Here is a 13,892-nt window from a genome sequence, read left to right as displayed (position 1 = left end):
ATGGACCTTCTCTTCGACTCCGCAGCAGAGGAGTTCCGCGCCGAGGTCCGCGCCTGGCTCGCCGAACACGTGCCGCGCGAACCGCTCCCGTCCATGGACACCGCGGAGGGCTTCGAGGCCCACCGCGAGTGGGAACGCGAGATGGCCGCAGACCGCATGTCCGTCGTCAGCTGGCCGGAGGAGTTCGGCGGGCGCGACGCGCCCCTGCTCCACTGGGTCATCTTCGAGGAGGAGTACTACCGGTCCGGCGCGCCGGGCCGGGTCAGCCAGAACGGCATCTTCCTGCTCGCGCCCACGCTGTTCGAACACGCCCATCCGGCACAACTCGAGCGCATCATGCCGAGAATGGCGCGCGCCGACGACATCTGGGGACAGGCGTGGAGTGAGCCGGAGGCCGGCAGCGACCTGGCCTCGCTGCGCTCGACCGCCACGCGCACCGACGGCGGCTGGCTGCTCAACGGTCAGAAGACCTGGAGCTCCCGGTCGAGTTTCGCCGACCGCGCCTTCGGCCTGTTCCGCACCGACAAGGAGGCCCAGCGCCACAAGGGGCTGACCTACTTCATGTTCGACCTGCGCGCCGAGGGCGTCACGGTCCGACCGATCGCCCAGCTCGACGGCGAACCCGGCTTCGCGGAGCTGTTCCTGGAGAACGTCTTCGTGCCCGACGACCCGGACAATCCCGGTGAGTCCGGGGTGATCGGCAAGGTCAACGACGGCTGGCGGGTGGCGATGAGCACCGCCGCCAACGAACGCGGCCTCTCGCTGCGTGCCCCCGGCCGCTTCCTGGCCACCACCGACCGGCTGGTCGAACTGTGGCGCGCGCGTCGCGACGAGGTGCCGCCGACCGCCAACGTCGACGCACGCGTGGCCGATGCGTGGATCGGTTCACGCGCCTACGAGCTGTCGACCTGGCAGACCGTGAGCCGCCTGGCCTCCGGCGGACAGCTGGGCATGGAGTCGTCGATCAACAAGGTGTTCTGGTCCCAGTGGGACATCGCGGCCCACGAGACCGCGCTCGACCTGCAAGGACCCGACGCCGAGCTCGACGATTCGTGGATGGACGGCTACCTGTTCTCCCTCTCGGGCCCGATCTATGCGGGCACCAACGAGATCCAACGCAATGTCATCGCCGAGCGCCTGCTCGGCCTTCCCCGCGGAGACCGCTGACCTCATGGACTTCCAACTCTCCGACATCCACACCGACCTGGCCGCGACCGTCGACGCCATGCTCGGCAAGGCCGACATGCCGACCGCGGCGCGCGCCTGGGCGGCCGGTGACCGCACGGCCGTCGCCAAGGTGTACTCGCAGCTCGCCGACGCGGGGATCTGCGGCCTGCTCATCGACGAGTCCCACGGCGGCAGCAGCGCCGGCGCCGTGGAGATGGTGGTCGCCGTCGAACAACTCGGTCGCCACTGCGCACCCGGGCCGATCGTCGAAAGCGTTGCGGTGCTGCCGGTCCTCCTCCGCGACGCGGACGTCAACGGACCGCTCAACGACCTCGCCGAGGGGCGGCTGGCGACGGTGGCGATCGGGCCGCTGCAGCCGCTGGCCGCCGATGTCGAGTCCGCCGACGTCTACGTCGTCGTCGACGGGGTCCTCTCCACCGGCCGGGTCATCAGCACCGAGAAGACCGTCGACCCCACCCGCACGCTGTCGCGGGTCGAGCCGGACCGGGAGCTCGCCACCGGGATCGACACATCCGATGCCGCCGACGCCGGCGCGCTCGCCACTGCCGCGGAACTCCTCGGACTGGGTCAGACGATGATGGACATCGCGAGCGAGTACGCCCGGTCCCGCAAGCAGTTCGGTCGCCCGATCGGGTCCTTCCAGGCGGTCAAGCACCACCTGGCCGATGTCGCCATCGCCCTCGAGATGGCGCGTCCGCTCGTCCATGCGGCCGCCCTCGGGATCGACGGGCAGGTGCCCGAGGGGACCAACGTCTCCCGGGATGTCTCCGCCGCGAAGGTCGCCGCCGCCGACGCCGCGCACCTCTCGGCCCGTCGCGCGCTGCAGGTGCTCGGTGCCATCGGATACACCGCCGAGCACGACCTCTCCCTGTACATCACCAAGACGCGCGCGCTCCTGACCGCCTGGGGTTCGCCCGCCGTCCACCGTCAACGCATCCTGGAGACGCTGTGACCACCGATACCCTCCCGATCTCCGCCGAGGAACGCGAGGCGCTCGCCGAGGCCGTGCGAGACCTGCTGCGCCGTCGTGGCGACACCGCAGCGGTCCGCAAGGAGATGGCCTCCGACGGACGCATCGACCGGGGCCTGTGGCAGACGTTGTGCACCGAGATCGGCGTCGCCGCACTGCCCATTCCCGAGGACGCCGGTGGCGCCGGCGCGTCGTGGGCCGAGTCGGCCGCGGTGCTGGAGGAGCTCGGCGCCGCGCTGAGCCCGGTCCCGTCATTCGGGTCCGCGGTGCTGGCGACCGGCGCCCTGCTGCTCGCCCCCGACTCGGAGCCGTCCGCACGACTGCTCCCCGAACTCGCCACCGGCGAGCGCACGGCCGCGCTCTGCTGGGCCGGGGAACGGGGCTGGGACACACCGGGTGTGCAGGCCGACGCCGGACTGCTCTCGGGGACCGCAGGATTCGTGGTCGACGCGGAGACCGCCGACACCCTGGTGGTGCTGGCGTCGGGCCCCGGCGAGCACATCACGGTGCACGAGGTCGCCGCCGATGCCGACGGGGTGACGATCTCGCCGTTGCCGCTGTTGGACCCGACGCGCAGCCTGTCAACGGTGCGGTTCGACGAGGTGGCCTCGAACGTCATCCCGACGCCGGCGGACCTGGTGTCGCGACTGCGCACGCTGGGCTGGGCCCTGTTGTCGGCCGAGCAGGTCGGCGGCGCACAGCGCGCGCTCGACCTCACCGTCGAGTACACGAAGTCGCGCAAGCAGTTCGGCCGCACGATCGGATCGTTCCAGGCGCTCAAGCACCGGATGGCGGACATGTACGTGCTCGTCGAGACGGCCCGGTCGATCTCGCGTGCCGCGGTGGCCGCGGTCGCCGTGGATGCGCCGGACGCCGCGGACCTGGCGCTCGCGGCACACGTATACTGCTCGGACGCCTACCGGACGATCACCGGTGAGGCCATCCAGCTGCACGGCGGCATCGGCATCACCTGGGAACACGACATCCAGCTCTACTTCAAACGCGCCCAGGCGTCGTCGCAGATGTTCGGCGCGCCCCACCGCGCGGTCGCCGAGGTCGCAGCGCGTCTCCGGTAGCCGGCTCAGGCGTCCGTCCCGCGCGCGCGGGCGATCAGCCGTTCGATGGGATCGGTGAGGAAGAGCAGCAACAGCGGCCAGTTGCCGCTTCTCGGGTCGACCAGCGCGACGATCAACGCGACCGCCAGCGCGATGACGGTCCCCCATCCCCCGGACGTCTTGACCCAGACATCGGTCATCTCGTCGTCGACGAGCAGATCACGATGGTGTTTGCCCCACTGCCCGATACCCACCAGTGCGGCCACCGCGGCCGCGAGGACGCCGATGTAGAGCACGCTGCCCCACTCGACCCGGCTGTCGTCGACGATCGCCGTGGCGAACGGCAGCACCACGATGGTGAGCAGCCAGACGAAGTGGAGGTTGATCAGGACCGAGTCGTAGCTGCGGAAGTACTCCATCGTCCGGTGGTGCTGCCGCCACAGGACCCAGATCACCACGAAGCTCACGAAGAAGCTGGTGATCTCCAGCGAGTGGTCGCTCACCACCTCGGCGACCGAGGTCTCGTCGTCCTCGCGTAGGTCGTTGGCGATGTCCACCAACGGGAGGACCAGGAGGGTGAGCGCGATCGCCACGACGGCGTCCGCGAAGGCGATCAGTCGGCCCAGGCCCTCGGACGAGCGCAGGTTCTCCGGTTCTGCCATGGAGAGAATGTAGATCCGCCACAGGCGGTCCGCGCGGCGATCGAGCCTCCGGGCACCGGATTCTCGAGATCGGGGTCTCCTCGCGCAGTCTCCATTCCCGCAATGTCGCCTACTCCCCGCTCATCGGATCCGATCGGCGGGAAGGAAACCGATCCAGCGTGAAGGGAATCGCCGGACGAGGGAGCTCAGTCTCCGAACGCCTCGGCGACCGTCTTCTCGTCGAGCCCGTAGTCGGACAGCTGGTAGCGGTGCTGCGGCTTGCGGGGTCCGGACCTGCTCTCCTCATCGAGCGCGACCACCGCGGCGCGGGCGGCGTCGGTCATCGGCGTGCCGAGGGCGTCGTAAACGCGCTCGACGGTGCCGAGTGGGTCCGTGCGCAGGTCGTCGAACTCGATGTCGAGGAACTGTGCGGGGTCGTACTTCTGCCGGGCCTGCGAGAACTCGCGCAACCCGCGCGACCACAGCTCGAGCTGGTCGCGTCCGATCTGCTCGCCCACGAACGTCGTCGAGTGGCCGCGGGTCGCGTGGTCGGCGAGGCTGCACATCGACGCGATGATCGTCGACGGGGCGCGGTGGGTCTGGATCACCAGCGCGTCCGGGTAGGCCTCCATCAGCGCGTCGAGCGCGAACAGGTGACTCGGGTTCTTCAGCACCCAGCGCTTGCCGGGGTCGTTGAGCCCGATCAGCTGCAGGTTCTTGCGGTGCCGACGGTATGCCGGCGTCCAGTCCTGCTCCGACAGCCACCGCGAGTAGGTCGGGATGTGTGCCAGCGACTCGTAGGAGATCGACATGACCGACTGCCGCAGCAGCTGCCAGCACTCCTCGACCTCGGCGGCGTCCATGTAGTGCAACCCCATGAACTCGGGGTTCTCGACGTGGTGCTGGGCGAAACCGGCCTGGATCTGCGCGAAGACCGGGTTGTCCTCCCAGGTGTCGCGCGGCGGGCGCGGCTGCGGGAACTCCGCGAGCCACATCTCGACGCCCTGATGGTCCGGGTCGGCCGCCAGGAGACGATGCAGGGCGGTGGTGCCGGTGCGCGGCAGGCCGGTCACGAAGATCGGCCGGGTGATCTCCACGTCGGCGTGCTCCGGGTGCGCCTTCCACGATGCCTCGCTCAGCAGCCGCGCGACGAGCGCACCCTTGAGGAAGTACCGGAACATCTTGCTGCCCAGCTCGGTCAGCCCGGCCTCGTTGCGATACGAGTCGAGCAGGATGCCCAGGGGCTCGAGGTAGTCGGTGTCGCCGAAGTCCTCGAGGCCGGTGGCACGGGTGGCCGAGGCGTGCAGGTCCTCGATGGTCCCGACGTCGGTGCGAGCAGCATTAGTCATGGTATTCACCGCAATTCACGTCCAGGGTGTGGCCGGTGATCGCCCGCGCCATCGGCGAGGCGAGGAACACGACCGCATCGGCGATCTCGTCCGGTTCGGGGAGTCGTTTCAGATCGGACTTCGACGCGGTCTGCTCGTAGACCTGTTCCGACGTGATGCCGTACTTCTTGGCGATCTCGCCGAAGTACCACTTGAGCTGGTCGTCCCAGATGTAGCCGGGTGCAACGGAGTTGACGCGGATGCCCTTGTCTCCCAGTTCGGTGGCGAGGGTCTGCGACATCGCGAGCAGCGCCGACTTGGCGATCTTGTAGCTGCCGTAGCGGGGCTCGGAGTGGCGGATCACCATCGAGTTGATGTTGACGATCGAGCCCTTCGACGCGGCCAGCGCGTCGGTGAACGCCTTGATGACCCTCAGCGTCCCGACGACGGTGACCTCCAGGCTCTGGGTGATCTGATCGAAGTCGGTGCGCCCCAACGGCTTCATGGACGGCAGCGCGAAGGCGTTGTTGACCAGGACGTCGACCCGGCCGAACTCCGCGATCGTGGCCGAGACCAGATTCTCCACCGCGGCCTCGTCGGTGATGTCGGTCGGCACGACGAGACTCGTCCCGCCGGCCGCGCCGACCTCGGCGGCGACCTCCTTCAGCCGCGATTCGGTCCGTGCCGCCAGCACGACCCGCGCGCCCTCGGCGGCCGACCGCAGGCAGATCGACCTGCCCAGACCGGGCCCCACCCCGGACACGACCACGACCTGATCCTCGAGCAGGCCGCTGCCGGGCATCGCGCTCATCCGAGCATCCTCTCCGCGAACGCCCGCTGCCGCGCGGCGATCCGCTGCCGCCAACCGGCCTCGTCGATCTTGTTCTGTTCGTAATAGGGCAGGTGTGCGGCCACCTCGTCGACGGGCACGACGACCGCGGTCGGGCCGAGCTCCGGCCCGATCGGCGAATCCACCCGCTGCCAGCGGAACTGCAGGATGCCCTTGCGCCTGCCGGTCGTCTCGATCCAGTTGGCGACGCCCGGGTCGCGGTGGGAGACCACCATCCGGATGACGCCGTCCGGGTCGACCTGCGCCTGTGCCGAATTGAGGCTCGTCTGGTGATTGACGTAGTCGAGCGAGATGTACCACATGCTCCCGAGCTGGAAACCCTGGTACGGCGCATCCGATTTCGGGATGGAGATGACCATCGCGTCATCGGGACCGAGGTCGTAATGACCGACCGAGGAGAACTGGGTGCTCAGACCGCCCGGGGTCTGCCGCGGCGGGGTGAAGGTGTTCACCGGTTCGTCGAGGTAGAACCACCTGGGGAAGTTGAACCACGTGTTGATGCGGGCGAGCAGCATCTTGCCGGCGGTCGAGTACCGGCGGGCCACCCGCGCGAGGTCGGGCTCGTCCGGCGCGGTGCCGACGGTGTCGACACGCTCGATGGTGATCGACCCCTTGCGTTCGGTCCAGTCCGAGTAGACCTCCCGGACCGCGAGCATCGACGCACCCTCGCCGAGGACGAAGTAGTCGTCCCCGGCGTCGGGGATTGCCGGACCGAAGGTCAGCTCGAACGATCCGTCCTCGGCGATCTGCAACCGCCGGTCGTCGAAGGCGTCCTCGCCGCCGGGAACGGTCGACGGAGTGTAGTCACCGCGCAACACCTGGAAGCTGAGATCGGTTGTGGTGCCACGACGCCCGCGGACGACATAGGTACCGGTCGGCTCGACGTCGGCGTGGTAGTAGAGCGTGTCCGGGTTGTCGAGCCCCATCTTCGTCATCGGCCCGGTCGAGGTGACGAAGTTCGGGTGCGACAAGGACCGCGCCCGCACCAACTGGACGATCGCCGCGATGCTGCCCGCGAGGTAGTCGTACCCCTCCGCGAGATCCTGGTCGGTCTCCGCGAATTCCGCCGAGGCCACGAGCTTCTCGGCCTCCGCGATCGCGTCGGTGAGCGGCGCCGTGATGTCATGCGGTACAGCGGATTCGCGCGGACTCATAGCCAGGTGTCTCCTCCGGTCCAGGTCAGGAAGTGTTCGAGCTCGGCTTGTGCCGGCGTCACCCGCGGATGTTCGGTGGACAGATAGCCACCACGGTAGAACAACAGGGGCCGGTCCTGGAGCACCTCGCCGAGAACCTGCACCCGCCCGATGACGATGTGGTGGTCGCCGCCGTCGGTGACGCGCTCGATGTCGCACTCGACCCAGGTGAGCCCGTGCCGGATCACCGGCAACCCGGCCGGCGACGGGTCCCAGGTGATGTTGCGGAACTTGTCGTCGCCTGGTGCGCCGAACGCGGCGCTGACGTCCTGCTGCCGGTTGGACAGCACGTTGACGACGAATTTCCCCTTGCGCTCGATGGCCTTCCAGCTGCGGGAGGTCTTCATCGGGCAGAAGAGCACCAGTGGCGGGTCGAGCGAGAGCGCGACGAACGACTGGCAGGCGAACCCGACCGGCCGGTCATCGTCGTCGACGGTGGTGATCACCGTGACGCCGGTGCAGAACTGCCCCATCGCGGTACGGAACTGACGAGAATCGAAGTCCTCGGTTCCGTAGGGTGTCTGCGCCATCTCAGTTCTTGAATCCGACGCTGAAGTCGTGCCCCCAGAGACTGACGGCCGTGCTCTCGCGGGCGACCCACTCGTCGTCGTTGACGGTCCGTCCCTCGCAACCGAATTCGACGTCGAACCCACCGGGTGTCTTCATGTAGAACGACAGCATCAGGTCGTTGACGTGCCGGCCGAGCGTGGCCGACATCGGCACCTTCCGGCGCAGGGCGCGGTCGAGACACAGCCCGACGTCGTCGGAGTTCTCCACCTCGACCATGAGGTGGACGATCCCGGTGCTGTTGGGGATCGGCAGGAACGCCAACGAGTGGTGACGCGGGTTGCAGCCGAGGAAGCGCAGCCACGGGACCTCGTCGCCCTCCTCGCGGCCGACGACCTGCGGGGGCAGCCGCATCGAGTCACGCAGCTTGAAGCCGAGGACGTCGCGGTAGAACTCGAGTGCGGCCTTGTCGTCGGTGCAGGTCAGCACCACGTGGCCGAGACCCTGTTCCTCGGTGACGAACCGGTGACCGTACGGGCTGACCACCCGGCGGTGCTCGAGCGCGGCACCGTGGAAGACCTCGAGGGTGTTGCCGGCCGGGTCGGTGAAGGAGATGAGTTCGGCGACGCGGCGGTCGGCGATCTCCTCGTCCTTGCCCTCCCGGTAGACCACGCCCGCACGGGACAGCCGGTCCCGGACCTCCTGCAGGCCCGCGGCGTTCGCGACCTCCCAGCCGGAGCAGGCCAGCCGGTCGTGCTCGGACGGCACGATCACCAGCCGCGCCGGGAAGTCGTCCATCCGGAGGTACAGCGCTCCCTCGGTGAGCCCCTTGCCCTCGACCATGCCGAGGACCTTCAGTCCGAACTCACGCCATGCGGGGACGTCCGTCGCCTCGATCCTCATGTATCCCAATGATCGGATCGGACAGTCACTCATCTCCACGACTCTCCTCGTGTGGTTGTGGTCAGGGGTCTGCGCATCACACCATCGTGTCGCCGATGGGAATCCCGAACTCGCCGTTGCCGAATGCGACGTAGGCGCGCTCGGGGTCATTGGCGGCGTGGACCCGGCCCGCGTGGGCGTCGCGCCAGAAGCGCTGGATCGGGGTGCCGTTCTCGAGCGCGTGGGCGCCCGAGTTCTCGAAGAGCCGGTCGATGGCCGAGATCGCCCGCCCGGTGGCGCGCACCTGGTCGCGTCGTGCGGCGAGGCGCAGCTCCATCGGGATCTCCTCGCCGGCGAGGATCAGGTCGTACTCGGCCTGCAGGTTGCCCGACAGCTGGCGCCATGCGGCGTCGATGTCGCTGGCGGCCTCGGCGATGCGGACCTTGGCGAACGGGTCGTCCTTGGCCTTCTCGCCGGCGTAGGCGGCGCGGACGCGCTTGCCCTGGTGTTCAACGTGGGCCCGGTAGGCGCCGTAGGCCATGCCGACGATCGGGGTCGAGATGGTGCTGGGATGGATGGTGCCCCAGGGCATCTTGTAGACCGGCGCGGTGTTGACCTCCAGGCCGGGGCTCTGGCCCATCGACATCGTGCGCATGCTCAGCGTGCGGTGACGCGGGACGAAGACGTCCTTGACCTCGAGGGTGTTGGACCCGGTGCCGCGCAGGCCGACCACGTTCCACACGTCCTTGATGGTGTAGTCCTCGCGCGGGATCAGGTAGCTCACGAAGTCGACCGGCCGGCCGTCCTTGATGACCGGACCGCCGACGAACGTCCAGTCCGCGATCTCGCAGCCGGACGACCACGCCCAGGACCCGTTGACCTTGTAGCCGCCGTCGACGACCTCGCCCATGCCCATCGGCGCGTAGGACGACGAGATCCGGACGTTGGGGTCCTTGCCCCACACGTCCACCTGCGCCTGCTGGTCGAAGAGGGCGAGGTGCCAGTTGTGGATACCGATGATGCCCGCAACCCAGCCGGTCGAGCCGCATGCGGACGCGATCCTGCGGACCGCCTCGTAGAAGGTCACCGGATCGACCTGGTGGCCGCCCCACTGTTCGGGCTGCATCAGCTTGAAGAAGCCCGCCGTCTCGAGGCTGGACACGGTCTCGTCGGGGATCCGACGCAGATCCTCGGTGGCCTGGGCACGCTGCTCGATCTCCGGGAGCAGCGCGTTGATCTTCTCCAGGACCTGCTCGGCGGCTTCGCTCCGTTGTGCTGGCATCTCGCCTGCTCCTACCTGTCTCTCCTCGGTCGGACCGGCCGACCGCTTACCCATCGGGTTCGAGATTAGAACACGTTCTCATTTCTGTCGAGCACTGGGACTTTGTGCCCATGTACAGGCCCGATCGTCGATCCGGCACACGATCGCCCCGGAAAATTTGAAACGTGTTCTAGTATCGAGGCAGTGGTTCTTTCGCGACACCAGTCACAGACAGGAGAGGGCATATGTCATCTGCACCCGACACGATGAGCCCGAGCACCCCCGGTTCGCGCGGCGACGAGGCGGGCATCCGGGAGATCGACACCGGCGCGCCGCCCACCCGGTTCGCCCGCGGGTGGCACTGCCTCGGCCTGCTGCGGGAGTTCGACGACGGCAAGCCGCACTCGGTGCAGGTCTTCGGCACCAAGTTGGTCGTCTGGATCGACACCAAGGGCGAGCTCAACATCCTCGACGCCTACTGCCGCCACATGGGCGCGGACCTGTCGCAGGGCAAGCTCGACGGCGACAACGTCGCCTGCCCGTTCCACGGTTGGAAGTGGAAGGGCAACGGCCGCTGCGCCGACGTCCCCTATGCCAAGCGCAACCCGAAGCTGGCCAAGACCCGCTCGTGGCCGTCGATGGTCCGCAACGGCCAGGTCTTCGTCTACAACGACCCGGAGGGCGACCCGCCGCCGGAGGAGATCATCATCCCGGCGCTCGACGAGTACGGCTCCGACGAGTGGACCGACTGGACGTGGAACCGCATCGTCATCGAGGGCTCCAACTGCCGCGAGATCATCGACAACGTCGTCGACATGGCGCATTTCTTCTATGTGCACTTCGCGCTGCCGGACTACTTCAAGAACGTCTTCGAGGGCGAGATCGCCGCGCAGTACATGAATTCGCACGGCCGCCCCGACGTCAGTCTCGGCACCAATTACGGCGACAGCCGGCTGGAATCGATCGCGGCGTACTACGGCCCGTCCTACATGCTCAACCCGATGGTCCAGTACTATGGCGGCTACGCGGTCGAGACAATCCTCACCAATTGCCATTACCCGATCGACGAGAACAGCTTCGTCCTCATGTACGGCGTGATGGCGAAGGTGCCCGAGGGACTCACCGCCGAACAGGCATCGAAGATGGCGTACAAGATCAGCAAGGGCGTCGAGGTCGGCTTCCTGCAGGACGTCGAGATCTGGAAGCACAAGACCCGTATCGAGAACCCGCTCCTCGTCGAGGAGGACGGACCGGTCTACCAGCTCCGTCGTTGGTACCAGCAGTTCTACGTCGACAAGGCCGATGTCACCGAGGAGATGACCGGCCGGTTCGAGTACGAGATCGACACCTCCAAGGCCCTCGAGAGCTGGAACGTCGAGATCCAGGAGAACCTGCGCCGCCAGCAGGAGGAGAAGGAGGCCGCCGAGAAGGCCGGCGTCGATTCGACGGAAACAGCGGAGGTCTGACGATGACCCGGGCCGCACCACGGACACGCGGATGGGCCAAGGCGCCGGATTTCAGCAACGATCCGGAGCGTGCGGCCCGGGTACACGCCGCGACGGAACGCGACCGCGAGCACTATCTCCGCGGCGGGATGCGCGAGATCGAGTGCCGCGCCTGTCACGCGTGCGTCCTGGTGAAGAAGACCAGCCCGTCCCACACGACGGTGCAGTGGAACGCCGATGCGCGCCGACGCTGCCACGGCCTCGACCAGATGCGCGCCGCCGGCGACGACGGCAACGGCCCGCTCCTGCCGGGCGCGATGATGCCGACGTGCGTTCGCCTGTCGGCGAGCATCGATCACGCGGTGGCAGAGGGGATCATTCCGGCGGAATCCCCCGAACACGACCCAGACGGCTATTGGTGAACGAGACGAATCGGCGATGATCGTCTGTAGCGATCGTTAATCGCATTAAGAGACATTTGTCCCAAACATCACATCGGTCACGCCTTCATCACACGTCGAAAACCACCGGCGACAGCCGGATGTGAATCCGCCAGTGTTTTCGGCATGTCCGTTTTGCGAACCCGCACAAGGCGGGTCACCTGCGCTGTCGCCCTGTCCGCCGCCTTGTCCGTGGGAGTTCCGTTCATCGGCACGCCGTTCACCGATACCGGGCAGGCCGCTGCTGCCGGCTCGAGCTCCGGTTCGAGCTCGGGCTCCAGTGACACGACCGGATCGGTGCCGATCCACCTCCCCATTCCGACTCCCGAAGGGATCACCGCACTCGGTGCGGCGATGACCCAGATCGGCAAGCCGTACCGCTGGGGCGGAACCGGCCCGCATTCGTGGGACTGCTCCGGTCTGGTCCAATGGGCGTTCTCGGTGGCCGGGGTGAAGCTCCCCCGTACCAGCCAGCAGCAGGCGAAGGTCGGTCACGCGATCCCGTTCTACGCGCTGGCGCCGGGCGACATCATCATCTTCCGGCGCGACGCCGGACACGTCGGGATCTACGCCGGGGCCGGGCGGGTGTTCAACGCCTACGGCACCGGCGTCCCGGTCGGCTTCACCAAGCTCAAGGACTTCGGCTACATCAAGACGATCCGTCGCCTGGGGTGAGTCGCCGCTCCGGCGCTCGCGGCCTGATCATCGACGCGATCGCCGACACGGCGACGACGATCAACCCGGCCGCGACGGCCACGGTCCCGATCAGCCCGTACCCCGGGTCCATCCGCGGCAGCTCGGAATCGAGCGCTCGGGCCACGCGATCGGTGAAGAGGTGGGCCGCCGGATCGGCCAGCACCATGGCCCCGGCCACCAGCGCCACCGCCGACGCCACCCCGATCACACCGATCGCCGCGGGACGGAGGCGCTCCCGCCACCATCCCAGCGCGGCGGCCACCGCGACGACGATGCCGGCGACCAGCACGGTGAGACCGGGACGATCGGTGTTGTCGGCGAAGAAGTAGGCCACGTCCTCGTCGCTCGCCCCCGGCACGGTGACGCGCCCGAGGCCGGTGATGGACGGCTGCACGCCCTCGTCGGTGCTTCCCCACTCCACCTGTGCGAACAGCACCAGGAGGAGTCCACCGGCGAGGGCGGCAGGCCACACCCACCTCCGCAGTCCCTCCGCGAACTCCCGTTGCGTCGTCATGGCATCAAGGTTGCCATCCCGGCCCCTCGGCGATGAGTTTGCGAGACGCTCGATGTCTGCACTGTGACAGCACGTCGACATGACCACCGCACATCGAGAGGGACATGACATGGCCGACTACGCAGCACCATCCGGGGCCCCGATCTGGTTCGACCTGATGAGCAGCGACACCGCGAGGGCAGAACGGTTCTACGGCGAGATCTTCGGCTGGGAGGCCGAGGCGCCCGACGAGGAGATGGGCGGATATCGGAACTTCACCAGGAACGGCCGCCGCGTCGCGGGCCTGAGCCCGGTGATGGAGGGCGCGGGCGCACCGTCGGATGTCTGGTCGGTCTACCTGCACACCGAGGACGCCGAGGCCACCGCGCGGGCCGTCGAGGCGGCCGGTGGCAATGTCGTGTTCCCGCCGATGAAGATCGGCGAGGAGGGCACCATGCTGCTCGTCGCCGACGCCGCAGGAGCGGTCGTCGGCTTCTGGCAACCGGATCGGCACACCGGCTACTCCGAGTACGGCGTCCACGGCACGCCCTACTGGTTCGAGACCCATTCCAAGGACTACGCGAAATCGGTCGACTTCTACCGCGCGGTGCTCGGCGCGCGCATCGAGGAGGTGGGCACCGGCGGCGACCCGGACGCGGTGGGTCCCGACCGTTACGGTCAGATCTTCTTCGGCGAGATGTCCTACGCCGGGATCATGGACGCGGCCTCGATGTACCCGGCCGAGGTGCCGTCCTTCTGGCACGTGTACATCACCGTCGACGACGTCGCGGCGACGGTGCGCCAGGTGGAATCACTGGGCGGGGAGGTCGTCATGCCCGGCGAGCAGACGCCCTACGGCACCCTCGCCACCGTCAAGGACCCGATGGGCGCGCTGATCTGTCTGGGGCATCCGCCGGCCGGTATGTGACAAGCGGCGATCGGT

The 13,892-nt window shown here is 68.0% G+C and carries 15 protein-coding genes; 7 read left to right on the top strand and 8 right to left on the bottom strand.

Going from position 1 to position 13,892, the window contains the following annotated elements; all coding sequences use genetic code 11:
* The 3 genes from E1P53_RS16080 to E1P53_RS16070 are packed head-to-tail and all read left to right on the top strand — an operon-like array spanning position 1 to position 3,234.
* Positions 1–1,167 (top strand): acyl-CoA dehydrogenase family protein, encoded by a 1,167-nt coding sequence (locus tag E1P53_RS16080; RefSeq protein ID WP_006898989.1) that lies wholly within the window; start codon positions 1–3, stop codon positions 1,165–1,167.
* A gap of 4 nt (positions 1,168–1,171) precedes the next feature.
* Positions 1,172–2,140 (top strand): acyl-CoA dehydrogenase family protein, encoded by a 969-nt coding sequence (locus E1P53_RS16075; protein ID WP_006898988.1) that lies wholly within the window; start codon positions 1,172–1,174, stop codon positions 2,138–2,140.
* Positions 2,137–3,234 (top strand): acyl-CoA dehydrogenase family protein, encoded by a 1,098-nt coding sequence (locus tag E1P53_RS16070; protein WP_006898987.1) that lies wholly within the window; start codon positions 2,137–2,139, stop codon positions 3,232–3,234. The genes E1P53_RS16075 and E1P53_RS16070 overlap by 4 nt, the downstream gene beginning before the upstream one ends.
* A 5-nt stretch (positions 3,235–3,239) precedes the next feature.
* Here E1P53_RS16070 and E1P53_RS16065 read toward each other — a convergent pair whose 3' ends face one another.
* The 7 genes from E1P53_RS16065 to hsaA all read right to left on the bottom strand — a co-directional run bounded on the left by E1P53_RS16065 (position 3,240) and on the right by hsaA (position 9,896).
* Complete coding sequence (locus tag E1P53_RS16065; RefSeq protein WP_006898986.1) at positions 3,240–3,875, bottom strand: TMEM175 family protein; 636 nt, start codon at positions 3,873–3,875, stop codon at positions 3,240–3,242.
* A gap of 185 nt (positions 3,876–4,060) precedes the next feature.
* Positions 4,061–5,203, bottom strand: coding sequence for a sulfotransferase family protein (locus E1P53_RS16060; protein WP_131734902.1), 1,143 nt, complete (start codon positions 5,201–5,203; stop codon positions 4,061–4,063).
* Positions 5,196–5,993 (bottom strand): SDR family oxidoreductase, encoded by a 798-nt coding sequence (locus E1P53_RS16055; protein ID WP_131734901.1) that lies wholly within the window; start codon positions 5,991–5,993, stop codon positions 5,196–5,198. Before E1P53_RS16055 ends, E1P53_RS16060 begins: the two co-directional genes overlap by 8 nt.
* Complete coding sequence (locus tag E1P53_RS16050) at positions 5,990–7,186, bottom strand: hypothetical protein (RefSeq protein ID WP_131734900.1); 1,197 nt, start codon at positions 7,184–7,186, stop codon at positions 5,990–5,992. Before E1P53_RS16050 ends, E1P53_RS16055 begins: the two co-directional genes overlap by 4 nt.
* Positions 7,183–7,755 (bottom strand): 3-hydroxy-9,10-secoandrosta-1,3,5(10)-triene-9,17-dione monooxygenase reductase subunit, encoded by a 573-nt coding sequence (gene hsaB, locus E1P53_RS16045; RefSeq protein ID WP_006898982.1) that lies wholly within the window; start codon positions 7,753–7,755, stop codon positions 7,183–7,185. The genes E1P53_RS16050 and hsaB overlap by 4 nt, the downstream gene beginning before the upstream one ends.
* 1 nt (position 7,756) lies before the next feature.
* Complete coding sequence (hsaC, locus tag E1P53_RS16040; RefSeq protein WP_006898981.1) at positions 7,757–8,668, bottom strand: iron-dependent extradiol dioxygenase HsaC; 912 nt, start codon at positions 8,666–8,668, stop codon at positions 7,757–7,759.
* A gap of 43 nt (positions 8,669–8,711) precedes the next feature.
* The gene (gene hsaA, locus E1P53_RS16035; RefSeq protein WP_006898980.1) at positions 8,712–9,896 is read right to left on the bottom strand and encodes a 3-hydroxy-9,10-secoandrosta-1,3,5(10)-triene-9,17-dione monooxygenase oxygenase subunit; all 1,185 of its coding nucleotides are present in this window, start codon (positions 9,894–9,896) and stop codon (positions 8,712–8,714) included.
* A 224-nt stretch (positions 9,897–10,120) separates the two neighbouring features.
* Between hsaA and E1P53_RS16030 the strand changes: the two genes are divergently transcribed.
* The 3 genes from E1P53_RS16030 to E1P53_RS16020 all read left to right on the top strand — a co-directional run bounded on the left by E1P53_RS16030 (position 10,121) and on the right by E1P53_RS16020 (position 12,435).
* Positions 10,121–11,341 carry a 3-ketosteroid-9-alpha-monooxygenase, oxygenase component gene (locus E1P53_RS16030; protein WP_109238188.1) on the top strand — a complete coding sequence of 407 codons (1,221 nt, stop codon included), beginning with the start codon at positions 10,121–10,123 and terminating at the stop codon, positions 11,339–11,341.
* A gap of 2 nt (positions 11,342–11,343) precedes the next feature.
* Positions 11,344–11,742, top strand: coding sequence for a hypothetical protein (locus E1P53_RS16025; protein ID WP_109238189.1), 399 nt, complete (start codon positions 11,344–11,346; stop codon positions 11,740–11,742).
* 144 nt (positions 11,743–11,886) lie between these two features.
* Positions 11,887–12,435 carry a C40 family peptidase gene (locus E1P53_RS16020; RefSeq protein ID WP_131734899.1) on the top strand — a complete coding sequence of 183 codons (549 nt, stop codon included), beginning with the start codon at positions 11,887–11,889 and terminating at the stop codon, positions 12,433–12,435.
* On the opposite strand, the gene E1P53_RS16015 is transcribed toward E1P53_RS16020, so the two are convergent.
* A complete protein-coding gene (locus tag E1P53_RS16015; RefSeq protein WP_131734898.1) occupies positions 12,410–12,970 on the bottom strand; it encodes a hypothetical protein in 561 nt (186 codons plus the stop codon). The genes E1P53_RS16020 and E1P53_RS16015 overlap by 26 nt on opposite strands.
* A gap of 109 nt (positions 12,971–13,079) precedes the next feature.
* On the opposite strand from E1P53_RS16015, the gene E1P53_RS16010 reads away from it, so the two are divergent.
* Positions 13,080–13,877 carry a VOC family protein gene (locus tag E1P53_RS16010; protein WP_006898974.1) on the top strand — a complete coding sequence of 266 codons (798 nt, stop codon included), beginning with the start codon at positions 13,080–13,082 and terminating at the stop codon, positions 13,875–13,877.
* Positions 13,878–13,892 lie beyond the last annotated feature (15 nt).

The organism is Gordonia paraffinivorans (genome assembly GCF_900683595.1).
GTDB classification, from domain to species: domain Bacteria; phylum Actinomycetota; class Actinomycetes; order Mycobacteriales; family Mycobacteriaceae; genus Gordonia; species Gordonia paraffinivorans.
The sequence above is the reverse complement of the archived record's forward strand: the minus strand, read 5'-3'. Positions and strand labels throughout refer to the sequence as shown.

Coding starts and splice junctions, on each gene's coding strand:
- E1P53_RS16080 (WP_006898989.1), top strand. CDS start 1: ATGGACCTTCTCTTCGACTCCGCAGCAGAGGAGTTCCGCGCCGAGGTC.
- E1P53_RS16075 (WP_006898988.1), top strand. CDS start 1,172: ATGGACTTCCAACTCTCCGACATCCACACCGACCTGGCCGCGACCGTC.
- E1P53_RS16065 (WP_006898986.1), bottom strand. CDS start 3,875: ATGGCAGAACCGGAGAACCTGCGCTCGTCCGAGGGCCTGGGCCGACTG.
- E1P53_RS16060 (WP_131734902.1), bottom strand. CDS start 5,203: ATGACTAATGCTGCTCGCACCGACGTCGGGACCATCGAGGACCTGCAC.
- E1P53_RS16055 (WP_131734901.1), bottom strand. CDS start 5,993: ATGAGCGCGATGCCCGGCAGCGGCCTGCTCGAGGATCAGGTCGTGGTC.
- E1P53_RS16050 (WP_131734900.1), bottom strand. CDS start 7,186: ATGAGTCCGCGCGAATCCGCTGTACCGCATGACATCACGGCGCCGCTC.
- hsaB (WP_006898982.1), bottom strand. CDS start 7,755: ATGGCGCAGACACCCTACGGAACCGAGGACTTCGATTCTCGTCAGTTC.
- hsaC (WP_006898981.1), bottom strand. CDS start 8,668: ATGAGTGACTGTCCGATCCGATCATTGGGATACATGAGGATCGAGGCG.
- hsaA (WP_006898980.1), bottom strand. CDS start 9,896: ATGCCAGCACAACGGAGCGAAGCCGCCGAGCAGGTCCTGGAGAAGATC.
- E1P53_RS16030 (WP_109238188.1), top strand. CDS start 10,121: ATGTCATCTGCACCCGACACGATGAGCCCGAGCACCCCCGGTTCGCGC.
- E1P53_RS16025 (WP_109238189.1), top strand. CDS start 11,344: ATGACCCGGGCCGCACCACGGACACGCGGATGGGCCAAGGCGCCGGAT.
- E1P53_RS16020 (WP_131734899.1), top strand. CDS start 11,887: ATGTCCGTTTTGCGAACCCGCACAAGGCGGGTCACCTGCGCTGTCGCC.
- E1P53_RS16015 (WP_131734898.1), bottom strand. CDS start 12,970: ATGACGACGCAACGGGAGTTCGCGGAGGGACTGCGGAGGTGGGTGTGG.
- E1P53_RS16010 (WP_006898974.1), top strand. CDS start 13,080: ATGGCCGACTACGCAGCACCATCCGGGGCCCCGATCTGGTTCGACCTG.